The 15,279-nt window shown below is 40.0% G+C and carries 24 protein-coding genes; 8 read left to right on the forward strand and 16 right to left on the reverse strand.

All coding sequences use genetic code 11. The annotated features are described in order from the left end of the window. Positions 1-57: 57 nt before the first annotated feature. The 5 genes from AC1DEF_RS15075 to AC1DEF_RS15095 all read right to left on the reverse strand — a co-directional run bounded on the left by AC1DEF_RS15075 (position 58) and on the right by AC1DEF_RS15095 (position 4,707). The gene (locus AC1DEF_RS15075; protein ID WP_097822941.1) at positions 58-303 is read right to left on the reverse strand and encodes a hypothetical protein; all 246 of its coding nucleotides are present in this window, start codon (positions 301-303) and stop codon (positions 58-60) included. Then, positions 278-1,837, reverse strand: coding sequence for a sodium:solute symporter family protein (locus tag AC1DEF_RS15080; protein WP_097822942.1), 1,560 nt, complete (start codon positions 1,835-1,837; stop codon positions 278-280). Before AC1DEF_RS15080 ends, AC1DEF_RS15075 begins: the two co-directional genes overlap by 26 nt. A gap of 287 nt (positions 1,838-2,124) precedes the next feature. Next, the gene (locus AC1DEF_RS15085; RefSeq protein WP_013058211.1) at positions 2,125-2,820 is read right to left on the reverse strand and encodes a FadR/GntR family transcriptional regulator; all 696 of its coding nucleotides are present in this window, start codon (positions 2,818-2,820) and stop codon (positions 2,125-2,127) included. Between the two features lie 223 nt (positions 2,821-3,043). Continuing rightward, on the reverse strand, positions 3,044-3,673 hold the full coding sequence (locus AC1DEF_RS15090; protein ID WP_097822943.1) for a CPBP family intramembrane glutamic endopeptidase: 630 nt from the start codon (positions 3,671-3,673) through the stop codon (positions 3,044-3,046). A gap of 104 nt (positions 3,674-3,777) precedes the next feature. After that, positions 3,778-4,707, reverse strand: coding sequence for a hypothetical protein (locus AC1DEF_RS15095; protein WP_097822944.1), 930 nt, complete (start codon positions 4,705-4,707; stop codon positions 3,778-3,780). A 114-nt stretch (positions 4,708-4,821) separates the two neighbouring features. On the opposite strand from AC1DEF_RS15095, the gene AC1DEF_RS15100 reads away from it, so the two are divergent. After that, positions 4,822-5,322: a GNAT family N-acetyltransferase gene (locus AC1DEF_RS15100; RefSeq protein WP_097822945.1), complete on the forward strand. Its 501-nt coding sequence runs from the start codon at positions 4,822-4,824 to the stop codon at positions 5,320-5,322. Between the two features lie 73 nt (positions 5,323-5,395). Next, entirely contained in the window at positions 5,396-6,082 is a 687-nt protein-coding gene (locus AC1DEF_RS15105) for a YoaK family protein (RefSeq protein WP_097822946.1), read from the forward strand. A 346-nt stretch (positions 6,083-6,428) separates the two neighbouring features. On the opposite strand, the gene AC1DEF_RS15110 is transcribed toward AC1DEF_RS15105, so the two are convergent. Next, positions 6,429-6,638, reverse strand: a complete 210-nt coding sequence (locus tag AC1DEF_RS15110) for a hypothetical protein (protein WP_097822947.1) — start codon at positions 6,636-6,638, stop codon at positions 6,429-6,431. Positions 6,639-6,690: 52 nt separating this feature from the next. After that, complete coding sequence (locus tag AC1DEF_RS15115; protein ID WP_097822948.1) at positions 6,691-7,449, reverse strand: DeoR/GlpR family DNA-binding transcription regulator; 759 nt, start codon at positions 7,447-7,449, stop codon at positions 6,691-6,693. 164 nt (positions 7,450-7,613) lie between these two features. Between AC1DEF_RS15115 and AC1DEF_RS15120 the strand changes: the two genes are divergently transcribed. Then, positions 7,614-8,489, forward strand: coding sequence for a Cof-type HAD-IIB family hydrolase (locus AC1DEF_RS15120; RefSeq protein ID WP_097822949.1), 876 nt, complete (start codon positions 7,614-7,616; stop codon positions 8,487-8,489). Positions 8,490-8,517: 28 nt separating this feature from the next. Here AC1DEF_RS15120 and AC1DEF_RS15125 read toward each other — a convergent pair whose 3' ends face one another. Next, positions 8,518-8,748, reverse strand: coding sequence for a YczI family protein (locus tag AC1DEF_RS15125; RefSeq protein WP_097822950.1), 231 nt, complete (start codon positions 8,746-8,748; stop codon positions 8,518-8,520). A gap of 11 nt (positions 8,749-8,759) precedes the next feature. After that, positions 8,760-9,725, reverse strand: coding sequence for a 2-hydroxyacid dehydrogenase (locus tag AC1DEF_RS15130; RefSeq protein WP_097822951.1), 966 nt, complete (start codon positions 9,723-9,725; stop codon positions 8,760-8,762). 126 nt (positions 9,726-9,851) lie between these two features. On the opposite strand from AC1DEF_RS15130, the gene AC1DEF_RS15135 reads away from it, so the two are divergent. The 3 genes from AC1DEF_RS15135 (at position 9,852) to AC1DEF_RS15145 (ending at position 11,208) form a co-directional block, all read left to right on the forward strand. Next, positions 9,852-10,340 carry a DUF2500 domain-containing protein gene (locus AC1DEF_RS15135; protein WP_097822952.1) on the forward strand — a complete coding sequence of 163 codons (489 nt, stop codon included), beginning with the start codon at positions 9,852-9,854 and terminating at the stop codon, positions 10,338-10,340. A gap of 153 nt (positions 10,341-10,493) precedes the next feature. Then, complete coding sequence (locus AC1DEF_RS15140) at positions 10,494-10,691, forward strand: hypothetical protein (RefSeq protein WP_097822953.1); 198 nt, start codon at positions 10,494-10,496, stop codon at positions 10,689-10,691. A gap of 76 nt (positions 10,692-10,767) precedes the next feature. Continuing rightward, positions 10,768-11,208, forward strand: a complete 441-nt coding sequence (locus AC1DEF_RS15145; RefSeq protein ID WP_097822954.1) for a DUF5391 family protein — start codon at positions 10,768-10,770, stop codon at positions 11,206-11,208. A 70-nt stretch (positions 11,209-11,278) separates the two neighbouring features. On the opposite strand, the gene AC1DEF_RS15150 is transcribed toward AC1DEF_RS15145, so the two are convergent. Together AC1DEF_RS15150 and AC1DEF_RS15155 are read right to left on the reverse strand one after the other, a co-directional pair. Then, complete coding sequence (locus AC1DEF_RS15150; RefSeq protein ID WP_255255680.1) at positions 11,279-11,413, reverse strand: hypothetical protein; 135 nt, start codon at positions 11,411-11,413, stop codon at positions 11,279-11,281. 127 nt (positions 11,414-11,540) lie between these two features. After that, on the reverse strand, positions 11,541-12,152 hold the full coding sequence (locus tag AC1DEF_RS15155) for a transglutaminase-like domain-containing protein (RefSeq protein WP_097822955.1): 612 nt from the start codon (positions 12,150-12,152) through the stop codon (positions 11,541-11,543). Between the two features lie 138 nt (positions 12,153-12,290). Between AC1DEF_RS15155 and AC1DEF_RS15160 the strand changes: the two genes are divergently transcribed. Both AC1DEF_RS15160 and AC1DEF_RS15165 read left to right on the forward strand, forming a co-directional pair. Next, a complete protein-coding gene (locus tag AC1DEF_RS15160) occupies positions 12,291-12,923 on the forward strand; it encodes a LysE family translocator (protein ID WP_176521205.1) in 633 nt (210 codons plus the stop codon). A gap of 166 nt (positions 12,924-13,089) precedes the next feature. Continuing rightward, positions 13,090-13,230, forward strand: coding sequence for a hypothetical protein (locus AC1DEF_RS15165; protein WP_013058226.1), 141 nt, complete (start codon positions 13,090-13,092; stop codon positions 13,228-13,230). Positions 13,231-13,316: 86 nt separating this feature from the next. On the opposite strand, the gene AC1DEF_RS15170 is transcribed toward AC1DEF_RS15165, so the two are convergent. From AC1DEF_RS15170 to AC1DEF_RS15190, 5 genes are all read right to left on the reverse strand, one after another. Next, entirely contained in the window at positions 13,317-13,730 is a 414-nt protein-coding gene (locus AC1DEF_RS15170; protein ID WP_097822957.1) for a DUF5301 domain-containing protein, read from the reverse strand. Positions 13,731-13,761: 31 nt separating this feature from the next. After that, positions 13,762-13,926 (reverse strand): hypothetical protein, encoded by a 165-nt coding sequence (locus AC1DEF_RS15175; RefSeq protein WP_165574848.1) that lies wholly within the window; start codon positions 13,924-13,926, stop codon positions 13,762-13,764. A gap of 159 nt (positions 13,927-14,085) precedes the next feature. Then, positions 14,086-14,289, reverse strand: a complete 204-nt coding sequence (locus AC1DEF_RS15180; RefSeq protein ID WP_097822958.1) for a helix-turn-helix transcriptional regulator — start codon at positions 14,287-14,289, stop codon at positions 14,086-14,088. Positions 14,290-14,476: 187 nt separating this feature from the next. Further along, positions 14,477-14,611 (reverse strand): hypothetical protein, encoded by a 135-nt coding sequence (locus AC1DEF_RS15185; protein WP_255255681.1) that lies wholly within the window; start codon positions 14,609-14,611, stop codon positions 14,477-14,479. Between the two features lie 111 nt (positions 14,612-14,722). Next, complete coding sequence (locus AC1DEF_RS15190; protein WP_097822959.1) at positions 14,723-15,223, reverse strand: GNAT family N-acetyltransferase; 501 nt, start codon at positions 15,221-15,223, stop codon at positions 14,723-14,725. Between the last annotated feature and the right edge of the window lie 56 nt (positions 15,224-15,279).

Here is a 15,279-nt window from a genome sequence, read left to right on the forward strand (position 1 = left end):
TAATCAATGAAAGAACAGCTTTTCTGCAAAAGAAAAGCTGTTCTTTGATGAAATCTATTATTTTAAAGCACTATCCTTCTTCTCCCTCACAAACTCCACCACAGGCCCCACAATAATACAAATTCCTGCGATAATCAGCCAGCCAAACGCAAAATACGTCCAGCCTTTAAAAAAGGAAAGGGTGTATTGATAGCCCGTTAAAAACATCACGCCTGGAAACAAGAGGACAAACAAAAATGTAAGTCCCAGCGCCCAGCGCGCACATAGCTTTGCGTCTTTATTTAACTGTTGTTGTGGATCCATACGCCACTTCCTCCCTTAATGGTTCATCTCCATGTTCATCAAAGCTTTTGAATTTGTCTTTTAGTTCATCAAAGTCAAATTCTTTTTTAGCAAGCAAGCCGTGTCCAATTGATATGATTCCGCTGATAATAAAAACGGTAGAATTTCCAATAAGCATTGGATACAGTCCGCCAAGGGCTTCTACATCAATGTGACCGTTAATTAAATAAGCAGATGTGTTCCATGCGACAACGCCGCCAATCATCCCTAAAAGCGCGCCGTAAAATGCACCTGTATTCGTCGCTTTTTTCCACATCAGTCCAAGCGTAACGGGAATAACGGCTCCGCTGACGAAAATACCCATGGCCATATACACAAACCCAAGGCTAATTCCTAAGTAAAACAGTAAAATGGAAAACACACCCATCGCCAGCCCAAAGCCAAGCGTCACTTTTCGCGACGTGCTTAAGATTTTTTTACTGCTTGCTTTCGGATTGATAGATCGCAAGTAAATGTCCGTTACGATAATATTTGTGATCGCCGTTAATTCAGCTGCTCCTGTCGACATTACCGCCATAAACAGCATCGTTAAAAACAAAATAGAACCTAGATTTCCAAGCACGTGTGACGCCATAACGGGCGCGATAGAATCCGGTGAATCTACAGCAATTCCAAGCCCAGCCGCACTTACACCTAGGAAAGTGGCAACGGCAAATGGAATCGAAAACCAGGCAATTCCGCCGTAAATATACGCTTTTGAAGCAGCGCTATTTTTACTTGCGATGGCACGCTGCCAGTATGCTTGATCCACAAAGACCGTACCGAAGTTCCCGATAATATTAATCATCCCAAACAAAAGACCTGGCACCGATGCCATCGTAAGCATATGCTGTGACGAAGGCAGATTTTTCAGCCCTTCGTACACGCTTGTTATGCCGAACTTATAATAAACGGCAGCAGCAAAAATAAATAAAATAATGAAAATAAAAACGGTGTTAAAATAATCAGCAACAAATGAGGCTTTTAAACCGCCAATCATGGTGTAGATGGTAAACGTAAGAGGAATTAAAAAAGCAGCAATAAAAATATTCATCCCGGTAAGAGAGTTTAAAGCAATGGCTCCTCCTAAAATAACCATGGCGGTCACAATAATATTTGTCATAAGAGCAAAGCCAAGCATTAAACGATGATTTTTCACGTCGAAACGCTGTGCAATAAATTCTAAAAACGTATGAGCATTCGGTGCTTTTTTCTTCAGGTTAATCGCGACAATGGCAAACAGCAAAATTTGGATGCTTGCTCCCGCTGCATACCAATACGGTCCGCTAATTCCGTACTGATAGCCCGTGGAAGAAGACATCATTAACGTAGCAGCCCATGTCCACGCGGCGATAATGGACGCACTCGCCAGTCCAACGCCTACATTTCTTCCGGCTGTACTAAACTGCTCAGCCGTCATTTCCTTTCCTTGACGGCGCTGCATCATGATTGTAACGGCCGTAAATCCTCCTCCAAAAATCAGTAAAATCAAATACCCGACGCTTGATGAAAGCATCCTATCCCTCTCCTTCCTCTTAATGTTATATTTACTCACATATATATGTAAATAAAAGTAACATTTGTTAATAAAATACCACGCCGTAAAATTATTAACAATACTGTATTTTCTGATTATTAAGGAGTATAATTAGATACTTTCCCCTTATGCAAACAAAAAAAGCCGGCACATCCGCACCGGTCTAAGCATGAATTTTCGTTTTCAACGTGTGTTATTTCCTCACATGAATGAATGGTCTTACTAATAAAAAAAAACGACAACCCCTTGGGTTGTCGTTTTTTTTATTATTGAGATACCATTACTTTTTGGCGAACGTGCTCTAAGTGATCACGAACTGCTTCTGCTGCTTCTTCTGGCTCTCCATTTTTAATCGCTTCAAAAATACGCTCATGGTCGGCATCCGTTTGCTTGCGATTTTCTTTTTGGCTTTTATTTAACGAATAAGCAAGCGCTTTTCGATACAAATGGCCTAAATCTTCTACAGCATGAAGAAGGAATGAGTTATGAGCTGCTTTCACGATGTCATGGTGAAAGCGATAGTCCGCTTCATGTCCAATTTCTTCACTGTTGTGAACCGTCTTTTTAAATGCTTCTAACGATTCTTTAATTTCAATCAGTTCTTCATCTGTACGGCGCAGCGCGGCTAAGCTTGCTGCCTGCGACTCGATGATAATACGCATTTCAATTAGTTCAAGAACCTGATCTGCTTCAACCATTTCAAACGTCATTGGATCAAGCATACCCACTAAGTTTACACGTTTTACGTAGCTTCCTCCGCCTTGTCGTGATTCAATTAATCCGCTGGCAGAAAGAACGCTTAGCGCTTCACGAATTGGTGCGCGGCTCACTCCAAACATTTTGGATAACTCATGTTCCGACGGCAAACGAGACTCTGGCGGGAACGTTTTCTCTTTAATCATCTTTTTTAATTGATCAAGCACTTGACTAGATACTTTTTTTCGCTCAATAGGTACAAACATACTTCTATTCCTCCTCCAAGTAATTATCTCTCTCTTTTTTTAGTTTTCATCGGACCCAGATTAACTATGTGTATTCCGATTTATGTAAACGCTTCAATCTTTGTATTACAAGTATACATTATTTCAATTCAAATGTGTTGATAAAATTTTACTATTATTGTTATTATACCATGAAAACAAGTTATAAATGAATAACGATTCATGGTTTTTTGACATAATACCACTATCTTACATATAATCCGTATACAATCATAATCGCCGCGTCCGCTAACGCATGACTAATAATTGCCGCTTCGGCACCGTATCGCTCCCTTATACACGCCCACGTTATACCTGCTAAAAAAACGCCTACAGCCGAGATCCAATTAAAAGGAAACGCAAAAACGGGCAGAATAATAAACAGGTGATAAATCGTATAAAAGCTTGATGTAACAATGGTTGAAGCGGGTAAGGATAGATGCTTCTTCACTTTATTCTGTATATATACGCGCCAATACATTTCTTCTAAATAAGGGTTAATAAAAATCAAAATGACGGCTAAAATGATAACTTTCCATCCGCTAAATCCCCATATTTGCAAAACCGCTTGCATATCTTCTACATGAAAGATTTTACCAGAAAAAAACAGGCTGCTTCCAATTATCACAGCGGCACATAGAACTCCGCTCAGAGTTCCCACATACAGAGATTTTTTTGTAAGCGCTACCTTCAAGTTAATTTTATTATTCGCATATAAAATCATAAACATCCAGCCGTAAAAGCAAACAAATGTTACCAACACATTTTGGATAAGCCACAAACCGAAAAAAACAAAGATTGTTGGCATAAACAGCAAAAACAAAAATTTTATCACGTTTATGGCGCACCTTCTTTAAGAGACGCTTTTCTTTTACCTAGTAAACCTTTCGTATTCAAAAGGTTTACTATCTTTTATCTTATAAAAGTCCGGGGGTATTTTCAATTATTTTTTAATTCCTGCTCCAGCTCACGAAGACTTTCAGCAAGCTTTTTCTTTTCTTCTTCAAAGTGGGCATCGTTTTTAAAAGCAGGAGCTGAAGGTTCTAGCTCTTCATTTTCTCTTAGCCAATCCGGCGTCAATTCCTTGCGAACAACGTGCTTTTTAGTAGCGTAGGAAAGCGGCTTTTCAGTCTGCTGACTCGCTAGCGTGCGCTGTGATGTTACATAATGCTTATAAAAAAGATGCTGTTTGATATAGGCAAATGCTCGAATGGTATCGCCGCTGTATTTAGGCACGTAGTGATCAAATGCTTCATGCAGTCCTGATAGCGCCGTTTCTATTGGTATTTCGCTTTTTGCGACTTCGTACATATGCTTTAAATCACTGGCTGAAGGATACATCCCTCGGTTTCTTCTAGCAATAAAAGCGGCTTCTAACGTTTGTACGTAAGCGTCATGCGCGGCTTCTTCTCTTTTTATGTGATTTGTATTTTCTGCTGTAGTCTCTGTTAATGACGCCTTCACTGTGACCGGCTCCGCTGCTTCAATTTGACTTTCCCCTTCTGTCAAATTGACATCTTCGAGCTCTTCAAATTCATCGCTTGGCATAAGCTCTTCTAGTTTCTTATAATCAATCCGGTACCAGACCGTGTTGTTAAATTTAGAGCGGTTGTACTTTCCTTTTACAATCAGGCCTTCTTTTTCAAGCTTTGAAATGATGCGTTGAATCGTTGAAAGCGACCAAAATGGAAACTGCTGCAGCCACTGCTGATTGGTGTTGTATACCCACGTATATCCGTCCTGCACGTTTACGCTTTTTTCAAGCCAGTAGTGAAGCTGCTGAAGAAACAGGGCTCCGTTCACTCCTACTTTGACTGCCAGCGCCGGTAGTACAATTAACGGCTGATCTTTTAATAATAATTTACTCATTATATCATCTCCTTTGTTATGTAAAATAGCTACTATATATATACAAAAAAAATGAAAAAACAGGGATGCCCGTTTTAAAATTATGTTAAAATATAGAAAAAATGAGGTGAGCATATGATACGTCCAGGCAGAATTGGCGATGAAGCAGGCATTGCAAATGTACACGTAGAAAGCTGGAAATCAACTTATAAAGGACTTGTTCCGGATTCTTTTTTAGATTCTTTGAGCGCTGAAAAGCGAAAGCCCCTCTGGAAAAAGCAGCTGGAATCAAATTCTATTTTTGTTGCAGAAGAAAACGGTCAAATCGTAGGCTTTGCTTCTTATGGCAAAGAAAGAACCAGCAAGCATCCTTTCTATAAAGGAGAACTGTATGCCATGTATTTACTCGCAGAGCATCAGCGAAAAGGAATCGGAAAAGCGCTTATGCATAAAATAGCGCAAGAGTCGGCAAACCAACATATACATACGATGCTCACATGGGCTTTTGAACAAAACGGCGCCTGTCAGTTTTACGAAGCGCTTGGCGGAAAAAGAATCGATCGTGCTGAGGTTGTTATTGAGGGAACCTCCCTATCTGAAGTGGCTTTTGGATGGGACACGCTTAAAAATTTGTAAGACAACTCTCTGGACAGATTTTTTTCTTCACGGTAAACTGTTTAGTTGGTATAAAAAGAAAGGATGACTTACCGTGACGAATTCTACTTATCGAAACATTATTTTGCTGGTTCTTTGTGTCACAGCGGGTATCGTCGATGTGATTGGCTACTTAAGCCTTGGCCATATCTTTACTGCAAACATGACCGGAAACATCGTGCTGCTCGGGTTAGCAATCGGAAACTCGCTTGAAACAACTGTTTTTCACTCTCTGACAGCTTTAGGAGGCTTTATTATAGGAGTTGTAGGAGCTGCAATTTTAGTTGGAAACAAAGAAAAAACGTTTTGGCCTAAAGCCGTAACGATCGCGCTTGGAATAGAAGGATTAATTTTACTTGTTTTTGCACTTTTATCTTCGTTTTCTCCTTCTTTACACTTAACTTACTTATTTATTTTCTTATTAAGCTCAGCGATGGGTCTTCAAACAACGGCGGCTCGAAAGCTTGGCGTAGCCGGCATTTCCACAACTGTATTGACAGGGACGCTTGCTAACTTTTTTGAAGACGTAACGGCACGTTTTCGCAGTTCTCGCTACCGCAAAACGTTTAACATCGATGCTATTCTTCGCGCGCTGTCTCTTGTGCTTTACTGCTTTGGCGCTGTTATCGCCGCGCTTGCAGAGCCTGCTTATAAATTTGAAATTATTTGGCTGCCAATTGTGATTTTGTTAGCCATTATCATTTTTGTCAGCACGAAGTTTCACTCTGATTCAGAAAAATAATAATAAACCGAGGCTGGGATAAAAGTATTTTAGTCAAAGGAAAATCCGAACGAGTTTGATTCTTGATTGAGAATCAAATTTGTTCGGATTTTTATTAGTATAGTGAACGTTCATATATGTAGCAGCTTCTAGCTGCTGATTGGAGGGCAAGACGAAGACTCCTGCGGGAAAAGCGGGCTAAGTGAGACCCCGCAGGAGTGAAAGCGACGAGGAGGCTCACCAGCCGCCCGCGGAAAGCGAAGTCTTGCACGGAAATCAATAGCGCTGTAACAAGCGAACACAATAGCTCATCTATCCAATTTGTTCGCCTTGAGATTATATTGATTTAGTTATGTCTCAACCTTTTTCATTTTCCCGCTAGTGCCGCTAAAACGCCAAAAATGATTGCTGCTGCAGGCCCTACAATGAATAGTCCAATTAAAATCGATCGTATGGCTTCCCATAATGACCGCCAAGGACCTTGCTTAGACTCTGCTTTTTCCACTCTTTCCTCTAGGTGTTCGACTCTTTGCTGAAGCTTCGCTAATTCCTGCGTAACATCTATTTGTTCGCTCATCGCTCAAGCTCCTTTTTACTCTACATTACCATATACTTCCTTACTAAAACGACTATTTATTTGTGATTACTTCAATGCCGATTTCGCGGTAAGCATTTAACACGGTTTCGTTCACATGTTCTTCTGTAATGAGCCAATCTAGTGAGTTTGCTGAGCTGAACGTGTACGTTGACGATGTATTGAGTTTTTTAGCTGTTACAATAGCCGCTACTTCACTCGCACTTTTAATCATTTGGCTTTTAATGTGCATTTCTTCAAGCAAAGGAATGCTCATGCCGATTTTAGGATCGATTGCGTATACGCCTAAAAAACAGAGATCCGCTCGAATTTGTTTTAATGTATCAACCACGCTTTGTCCTACCGTGACCATCGATTCTTTTCGAAATGTCCCTCCAAGAGAAACAACTTCTACAAAGTCATGCTCCGCTAGTGCAACGGTAATTAACGGACTGTTTGTAATAACCGTGACGTTTAAATTCTTTGGAAAAGCTTTGACGAGCTGAATATTTGTTGTACTTCCGTCCATCAAGAGCACCTGCCCGTCTTTAATTAACGGAAGCGCCGCAACGGCAAGTGAATGCTTGACATCCATCAATTCACGTTTTCGCTCTTTGTACTCAACCGCAGACGTGGAACGCGGAAGCGCTCCTCCGTGTACGCGCTGCAGCAGACCGAGCGCGTCCATTTCCCGCAGATCTCTGCGGATTGTATCTTCTGAAACATTCAGCGTTTGACTAAGCGTCGTAGCCACAATTCGCCCTTCTTTTTCAAGCAAATTCATAATTTGTTTGCGTCTTTCTTGTTTTAACATTGCTTGTTCACCTGTTTTCTTTCTGCTTTTTACTTTATTATACTTGTTTCTTTTGTAAAAACAATGTAAAAACGCTTGATTATCAGTGTTTTTTCGTTTATTGTAGGATAAACAAGATAAAACACGCAAAAACAAGGAATAATAGTCAAAGGGAGAGATAGTTTATGAAGATGATTTTTACAGATTTAGATGGAACTCTTTTAAATAGCAGCAGTGAAATTAGCACAATTAATGCAGAAGCAATTAAAAAAGCGCAAAAACAAGGAATTGAAGTCGTGGTTGCTACAGGGCGCGCTTATTTCGACGTGCAGGAAATTTTAAAAAAAGCTGAGCTTTCAAACCTTTGGGTGATTGCCGCAAACGGAGCGACTATTCATGACCCGAACGGACAGCTCAGACATTCTGTTCCGATTGATACACATCACGTCAAAGAAGCGCTTCAGTGGCTGGATGCAAACGAATTTTACTATGAAGTGTTTGCTGAACATGCAATTTATACGCCAAACTCGGGCCGTGAACTGCTGGCCATTGAAATTGACCGAGTAAAAAGCGCCAATAAAAATGTGGATGAAGAAAGACTTCATCACGCAGCGGCTAAGCAGTACAGCCAAACGGGGTTTGCCTTTGTTGCATCGTATGAAGATATTTTAAATACAAACGCTGAGCTTTATAACGTACTAGCTTTTTCATTTGATGATGAAAAACGACAAAAAGGCTGGGATCACTTTAGCAAGCAGCACGACATGACGCTTGTATCTTCGGCTGATCATAACTTCGAACTTGAACACAAAGACGCATCAAAAGGAAACGCATTAACATACGTTGTAAAAGAGCTCGGCGGCTCTCTTCATGATACCATTGCTATTGGAGACAGCTTTAACGACGTATCCATGCTGCAAAAGGCTGGAAAAGGAATCGCTATGTCAAATGCGCACGCGGAAATTAAAGCACTAGCTGATGACGTTACATTAACAAACGATGAAAACGGAGTAGCTTCCGTTATTGAAAAAGTGTTAGAAGCACAGCTGGAAGCACATTAAAAAAACGCTTGGCATTTGCCAAGCGTTTTTAAATCATCATGCCATAAATACCGACAAACCAGCTAAACAGCGCAACTAAAAACAACAGCCATGCGCTGGTTTTCTTTCTTTTTTGCCACTCGATTGCTCCTAAAACTAGCATCGTTAAACCTAAAAGTATATTTAAAAACGAAAGGAACTGGTAACTGTGAGTAAGCATGATATAAAGAGCCAGTCCAACAGTAATAATTGAAAAAATAAGCTGTAATGCTTTTAACAAAAAATCTCTCCTTACTTGTAATTCACTTCTTCATTCACACACGTCACTAAAGGCTTTTTTTCAAGACCTAAAAGCAGGTTCTGGACGGCTAAATCTGCCATGCGATTGCGCGTTTCATACGTAGCACTTCCAATATGCGGCGTCACCAGCACATTTGAAAGCTGCAGGAGCTTATGATCTGCCGGAAGCGGCTCTGGGTCTGTTACGTCCAGTGCGGCATACGCAATTTCTTCATTTTTCAGCGCTTCGTACAGTGCTTCCGTATCCACTAATCCCCCGCGTGCTGCGTTCACAAAATACGCGCTGTTTTTCATAGCTTTAAACTCGGCTTCTCCGAACATGCCTTTGCTTTCATTTGAAAGCGGCACTAAGCATACGATACAGTCAGCTGTGTGAAGCAGCTCTTCAAATGAAAGGTATACGGCATCAAGCTCTTTTTCTGCTTCATGCTTGCGGCTTCGGTTGTGGTAAACGATGTTCATGCCCGATGCCTTTGCTCGTCTGGCAACGGCGCTTCCGATATCGCCCATTCCAACAATACCAAGCGTTTTTCCAAATAAATCAACACCAAACACCGTTTCCCAGTTTCCTTGTTTCACTTTTTCATAGCCTTCATGAATGCGGCGAGCTGCTGACAGCAAGAGACCAAACGTTAAGTCTGCCGTTGCTTCTACTAGAACGCTTGGCGTATTACTAAACGGCACCCCTTTTTTGGTGCATGCTTCGACGTCTACACTGTCATACCCGACGCCTGATTGAGAAATAACGCGCAGATTCGGCGCTGCTTCTAACAGCTCTTCGTCCACTGTGATGTGGCCGATATTAAAAAAGCCGTCGGCGTCACGAAGCCAGTCGCGCAGCGTTTCTTGTGGAATCTTTCCTTCTCCTTCCCACATTTGAATATCGCAGTGCTCCGCTAGCTTCTCGTAAGCATTTGGCCACGTTTTTCCAGACATAACAACTTTGTATTTCCCCATGTGTATCTCTCCTTTTCCTTGTTCACTCATATGTATGAATAGTAACTAGCTATCCTATCATAAGCCTACTATAAAGATGAAACTTTTTCCATTCAGTAATCGTATTTATAGTAAGGGGGAATACGAATGTTTGAAGATGAAATGATATTTGAAGATGATCCGTCCGGAGATGACATTGTTTTTGAAGGTGATGTGCCCGATGACGTAAGCGGAGGCGCTTTTTTTCCAGACGACGCGTTATTTAACGGAATGCCTGCGTTGGTGATGCTGTTTTTTGTTATTGTTATTGGTATTTTTCTATTTTCTATTTTTAAAGGAATCGGCACTTGGAGTAAAAATGAGCAGTCTCCCCGTCTCTCCGTAAAAGCAAAAATTACGGGCAAACGGACAAACGTCCACCGCCATGGCGGTCACGCTCACGAACATCATCACTCTCACACGTCTACAACTTACTACGTAACCTTTCAGTTTGAAAGCACCGACCGCTCTGAATTTACTGTTTCAGGCCGTGAATACGGCATGCTAGCAGAAGGCGACGAAGGAATGCTGACGTTTCAAGGAACTCGTTTTTTGGATTTTCAAAGGAACCTCAGTGAAGAACATACAGATGCCTAGGTTATGACCTCTTGCTTTTAGAGGTCTTTTTTACTGGAATGAGGCATTTATACAGCAAACGACCTATTTGTGCCCTTTTTACATTCTACAAGAACGTTACTCAATACAAAAACATACCGTGTAACACATTCATTTAAACAGGCAGGTGATTTTATGTATTCTCCTTATTCAGGCAGCAGCCTCTACTACGGACATTACGGTGAAGCCCCTCATTCGCACCCTATTCAAACAATACTGGCACAACACTGGCACGAAACCCACTATCCAGGTCCACACAAAAAATATGTACACGTGTATTATCTTAACCCGGCTTCTCTTCATTATTATCCAGCCTATCGAACGTTTTTGTAAAAAATTGGTGATTTATAAACTTTTTTATTGTAAAATTAATCCATATACTTATTGATTGGAAAGGAGGTTAAAAACAGTGCGTAATTCTACAGCAAAAAATAGTGTGATAGTCACCACTTTGCTTTCCGCCCTATTTTTCTGCTTCATTTTGGTTCTTGGTTCGCTTTCTCCTCTAGCAGATTCAGGCCCCAACGTTAATACATTCGGCTCAACTGGGCTGTGGTTATCTCTTGGCATGGTTCTATTTTTATACCTATTGCCTTTAGCTTTTTATATTTTGGGAATGCATTTCTTAAAATTTGTGATGGCCGCTTTTTGCAGCATCGGCCTTTTAATCGCTGCTAGTACTCTATTACTGATGCCAGCTCTGTTTTTATTCGGATTAGAAGATTTCTCAGGAAGTTTATCTTCAATTATAGGAATAATGATTTCTTGTTTAGGGTTGCTGATTACGAATATTGTGTGGTTTGTTGCTGCGTTTAAAAGACCGTCAGCCACCGTGCAGGAAAGCGTTTAAAATGGTGAAGAGATAGCATACTAATTCCAGTTAAAGACGAACAAATTGGAGAAATGAGCTGAACTGCTTGTTACACCGCTGCTGATTTCCGTGCAAGACTTCGCTTTCCGCGGGCGGCCGCTGAGCCTCCTCGTAGCTTCCGCTCCTGCGGGGTCTCACCACTTCCGCTTTTCCTGCAGGAGTCTTCGTCTTGTCCTCCAATCACCAGCTAGAAGCAGCCACATACATGAAACTATCAATAAAAAATCCGAACGAATTTAATTCTCTATTAAGGTTCTCCATTCATCGTTCGGATCTTCCTTCAACTAAAATACGTTTGTCCCAGCCTCTTTTTATAGCTCGGTAGGCAAGTAGTGCAAATACATATCCAGGCAGTCTTCATACTGATACAACACGTTCATCGTTTTTTTATGAGGTTTTGTATAAATAAGTGAATAGTCCACTTCCCCCCGTGCAGAATTCGCTGGAAAAGCCACTTTTTCTTTTTTTAGCGAAAAGTCCGCCTGCACTCCTTCTTTATTTCCTCTTGCGTCCAATCGAATCCATCTATCTTCACTTTTAATGTAAACTGCATTTAAGGCATGAATACAGTAGCCTGTGTCTATCGTATCTCCAAGTATCAGCCTTTGATAACAAAAGCCTGCAGGAATCCCTTCTGCACGCAGCAAAGCAGCTAATAGATTACACTTGCTGTAACAAATCCCTTCCTTTTCTTTTAAAGTCTCTGAAGCCGTTTTTGTGATGATTCTGCTTTGAATATCCCATGAATGAGAAACTTCGTCTCTCACAAACTCATACGCTTTTTTTATGTACGCTAGTGAAGAATGAGGCAACCCACTTTTGAGTTCACGTACCTTTTGTTGAATCAAAGGATATGTAAAATTCACTTCAGGAAGTTCTTGCGTGTAGTCTTCTTTTTCCAACGATTCACAAATTAATTTCATTTACTTTCTTCCTCCTCTATATTCACTACATGTTTTTTTATACATAATATTGAATTTTATTACATATTTTTATATAATGAAAGACCACTTAAACGGAAAACGATAGTAGATACGAGATTGAAAGAGGTTTTGTTTTTGGTGACGTTATTTTTAACAAATGTGCTGCTCGGTCTTTCGATTGCCCTTCCCGTTGGTACGGTGACAATTGAAATGACAAAACAAGGTTTAAAAAACGGGTTTCTTCACGGATGGGTTGTCGGACTCGGAGGGATGACGGTTGATTTATTATTAATTGTGCTTCTTTACTCTGGACTGGCTTCTGTTTTATCGGCTCCTTTTATACAGCTTATCATGTGGCTTATAGGAGCGCTTTTCTTACTTTATATTGGCTATGACAGCATTAAACATGCTGACCATGATATAACAGCTCCTGGAGAACACGTAAAAAAGTCGTTTGCCTCTTCTTATGTGAACGGGATCTTTGTTGCGATTTCTCCTAGCAATCTCATTTTTTGGCTCAGCGTGTTTGGAACGGTGCTGACCAATTCGCTTCAATCCTCTCATTCTTTTCATTTCCTGCTGATTGCTGCCGGAATATTAACAGGGATTTTAATTCATGACCTAGGCTTAATGACGATTGTCTCTGGAACTAGAAAAGTACTGAATCAGTTTTATATTAAATGGGTTTCTATTGCGGCTGGATGTATCTTAATCGGTTTTTCATGCTATTTTCTTTACCGATTTGTTGAGAATTTGCACATGTATTTTTAATGTTTCTACATATTTTATGACGTGCTATATCCCCTCTTTATCTAGTATAGAGAGGGAATTTTTATCATCTATCAGGGACTATTAGACAAAAAGTTCACAATTTCGTCACATTTCTATTGATTTTTTTCTCTTTTTATACGAAAATATAAAAAAGGGAGGAAATATCATGAAAATCAAAAAAGCACTTCGCATCTTTATTGGATCAAACGTTCTTGTATTATTAACATTTGGCCTTCTTCCAGCACTATTAGTTAACCCGGATATTGACCTAATTCAATCATTTATTAATTATATAGGCAAGGATTAATTCCGCTTAAAATAATCTAAATTTTCAATCTATTATTTTTATAAAAAAAGACAGCGCAGGCTGTCTTTTTTAGTAGGTTTACACGTTTATTTAGTTGAAAACAGCTTTTTAACATCTACTTTTTGGTCTTTAACAATCGTATATGTCGCCTGTTTTTTATCTTCAAAGCTAAACGCTTTTATGTAGTCATCATCATAAATCGTTAAACCGTACGCATCTTTTCCGTTTTCGACGATTTTTACCCAGTAAGACTGATCAAACTTTGGGTCGAGCTCCTTGCTTTTTTTTACTTCTATTTTTGCCAAAGAATGTACGATTTGCTTTATCTCTTTTTTATCATCTACTACACGTTTTCCTTCGTCCGTATCTATTTCAATACGCGTAACGTTTGCTTCATCTACTTTTATGACGTCTTTTAACTGATAGGCTTTCCCGGTATATGTAAAATAAAATACGACGATAAATAAAAGTGCAGCTATAATAATTGTTCTTTTTTTCAAAAGGAACCTCCTTTTCTACATCGCGCTGCATTCACGTGATACACCTTTTTATTCCTCCTGTTCCGCAGCCCTTTAGTACAATGCTGCTTCCTACAAGTAAACTATACGTTACTCCCGGAACAGGAAGTACTAACGTTACCATCAACAGTAACATGCCCGTACTTGTAAGAGCTACTCCGGCAGCTCGATTTTTCATTCCTTTCACCACCGTTGCTCTGTAAATCTCTTTTTTATAAAGTGATAGAAGTAATATTGATCTACTGTTTACATATGTGATTTTAGCTTATAGTACAGAAATGTCAAAACTTCTACTAGTAAGATCACTACTTCACATTACCTTCTCTTTTTAACTAACTCATCCTGATTTATGAAATAAAAACAGCTCATCTACTGTTGCTCCCAGCTCCTCAGCCAGCTGAAAAGCTAGCGTTAAGCTTGGATCATACTTATTGTTTTCAATTGCATTAATTGTTTGTCTCGATACGCCGCATACTTTTGCCAGTTCATCCTGAGACATTCGCTTGCTTTTACGCAGTTCTTTAATTCGATTTTCCACCATTCATCACTCATCTCTAAAATGTAAAAAACTTTTTACATCCATATCTTATATTATTTTTCTTGTTACTGTCAAATATGTTTGACAAATCAATGTCTCTTACCTACCTAAAAAAGAGATTGAAACATAACGAGATTGATCCAATCTAAAGACGAAAAAATGAGAGAAATGATTGAGTATAAATCGCTTGTTACACCGCTGTTGATTTCCGTGCAAGGTCTCGCTTTCCGCGGGCGGGCGCTGAGCCTCCTCGTCGCTTTCGCTCCTGCGGGGTCTCACCTGTACCGCTTTTCCCGCAGGAGTCTTCGCCTCGCCCTCCAATCAACCGCTAGAAGCAACGAAATAGATTAAACACATGTTCACCATCACAATGAAAAAAGCACAAACTCCTTAAAGGAAGCTGGTGCTTTTCTATTTCATTATTTCCTTGTTAACATTAAAGCTCCTTACTCATATTAAACCACTGCACGCCTGCATGCTGAGACTCGGCAACGCCTTGATTCACATATCCGTTTTTTTCGTAAAACGGAATCAATTCCTCTTTACATGTTAATGTAACCGTTAAGCGCTGTTTGTCCTGCGCTTGCTTTTCAAACTCTCTTAGCAGCATACTCGCAATTCCTTTATGATGATGCTCTGGATTTACAACGATACCTAAAATGCTTTGATGACCGCCTGCCTCAGGGTTCGAAATCGTTTTTTCAAACAAATCATCCGTAATAAACGGAGCTGAAATGACGGGACCGTTCACATATCCGATTATTTCTTCATTTTCTTGAGCGATGATAAACGTATCAGGAATAGTGTTAATCCGCGTGATAAATGCATCTTTTGAGGCAGCTTCTTCAGGTGTAAAGCCTTTGTTTTCTAACGTAATTAATTGGTTTAAATCTTTTTCCTCCACTTGTCTTATAATCATTGGAACGTTTCCTTTCATTATGTATTTTCTTTTTTCTCTAAAAGCTTCTATTACATATAACTATCTCTTTCTAC

It is taken from the genome of Priestia sp. 10L35, from assembly GCF_056395685.1.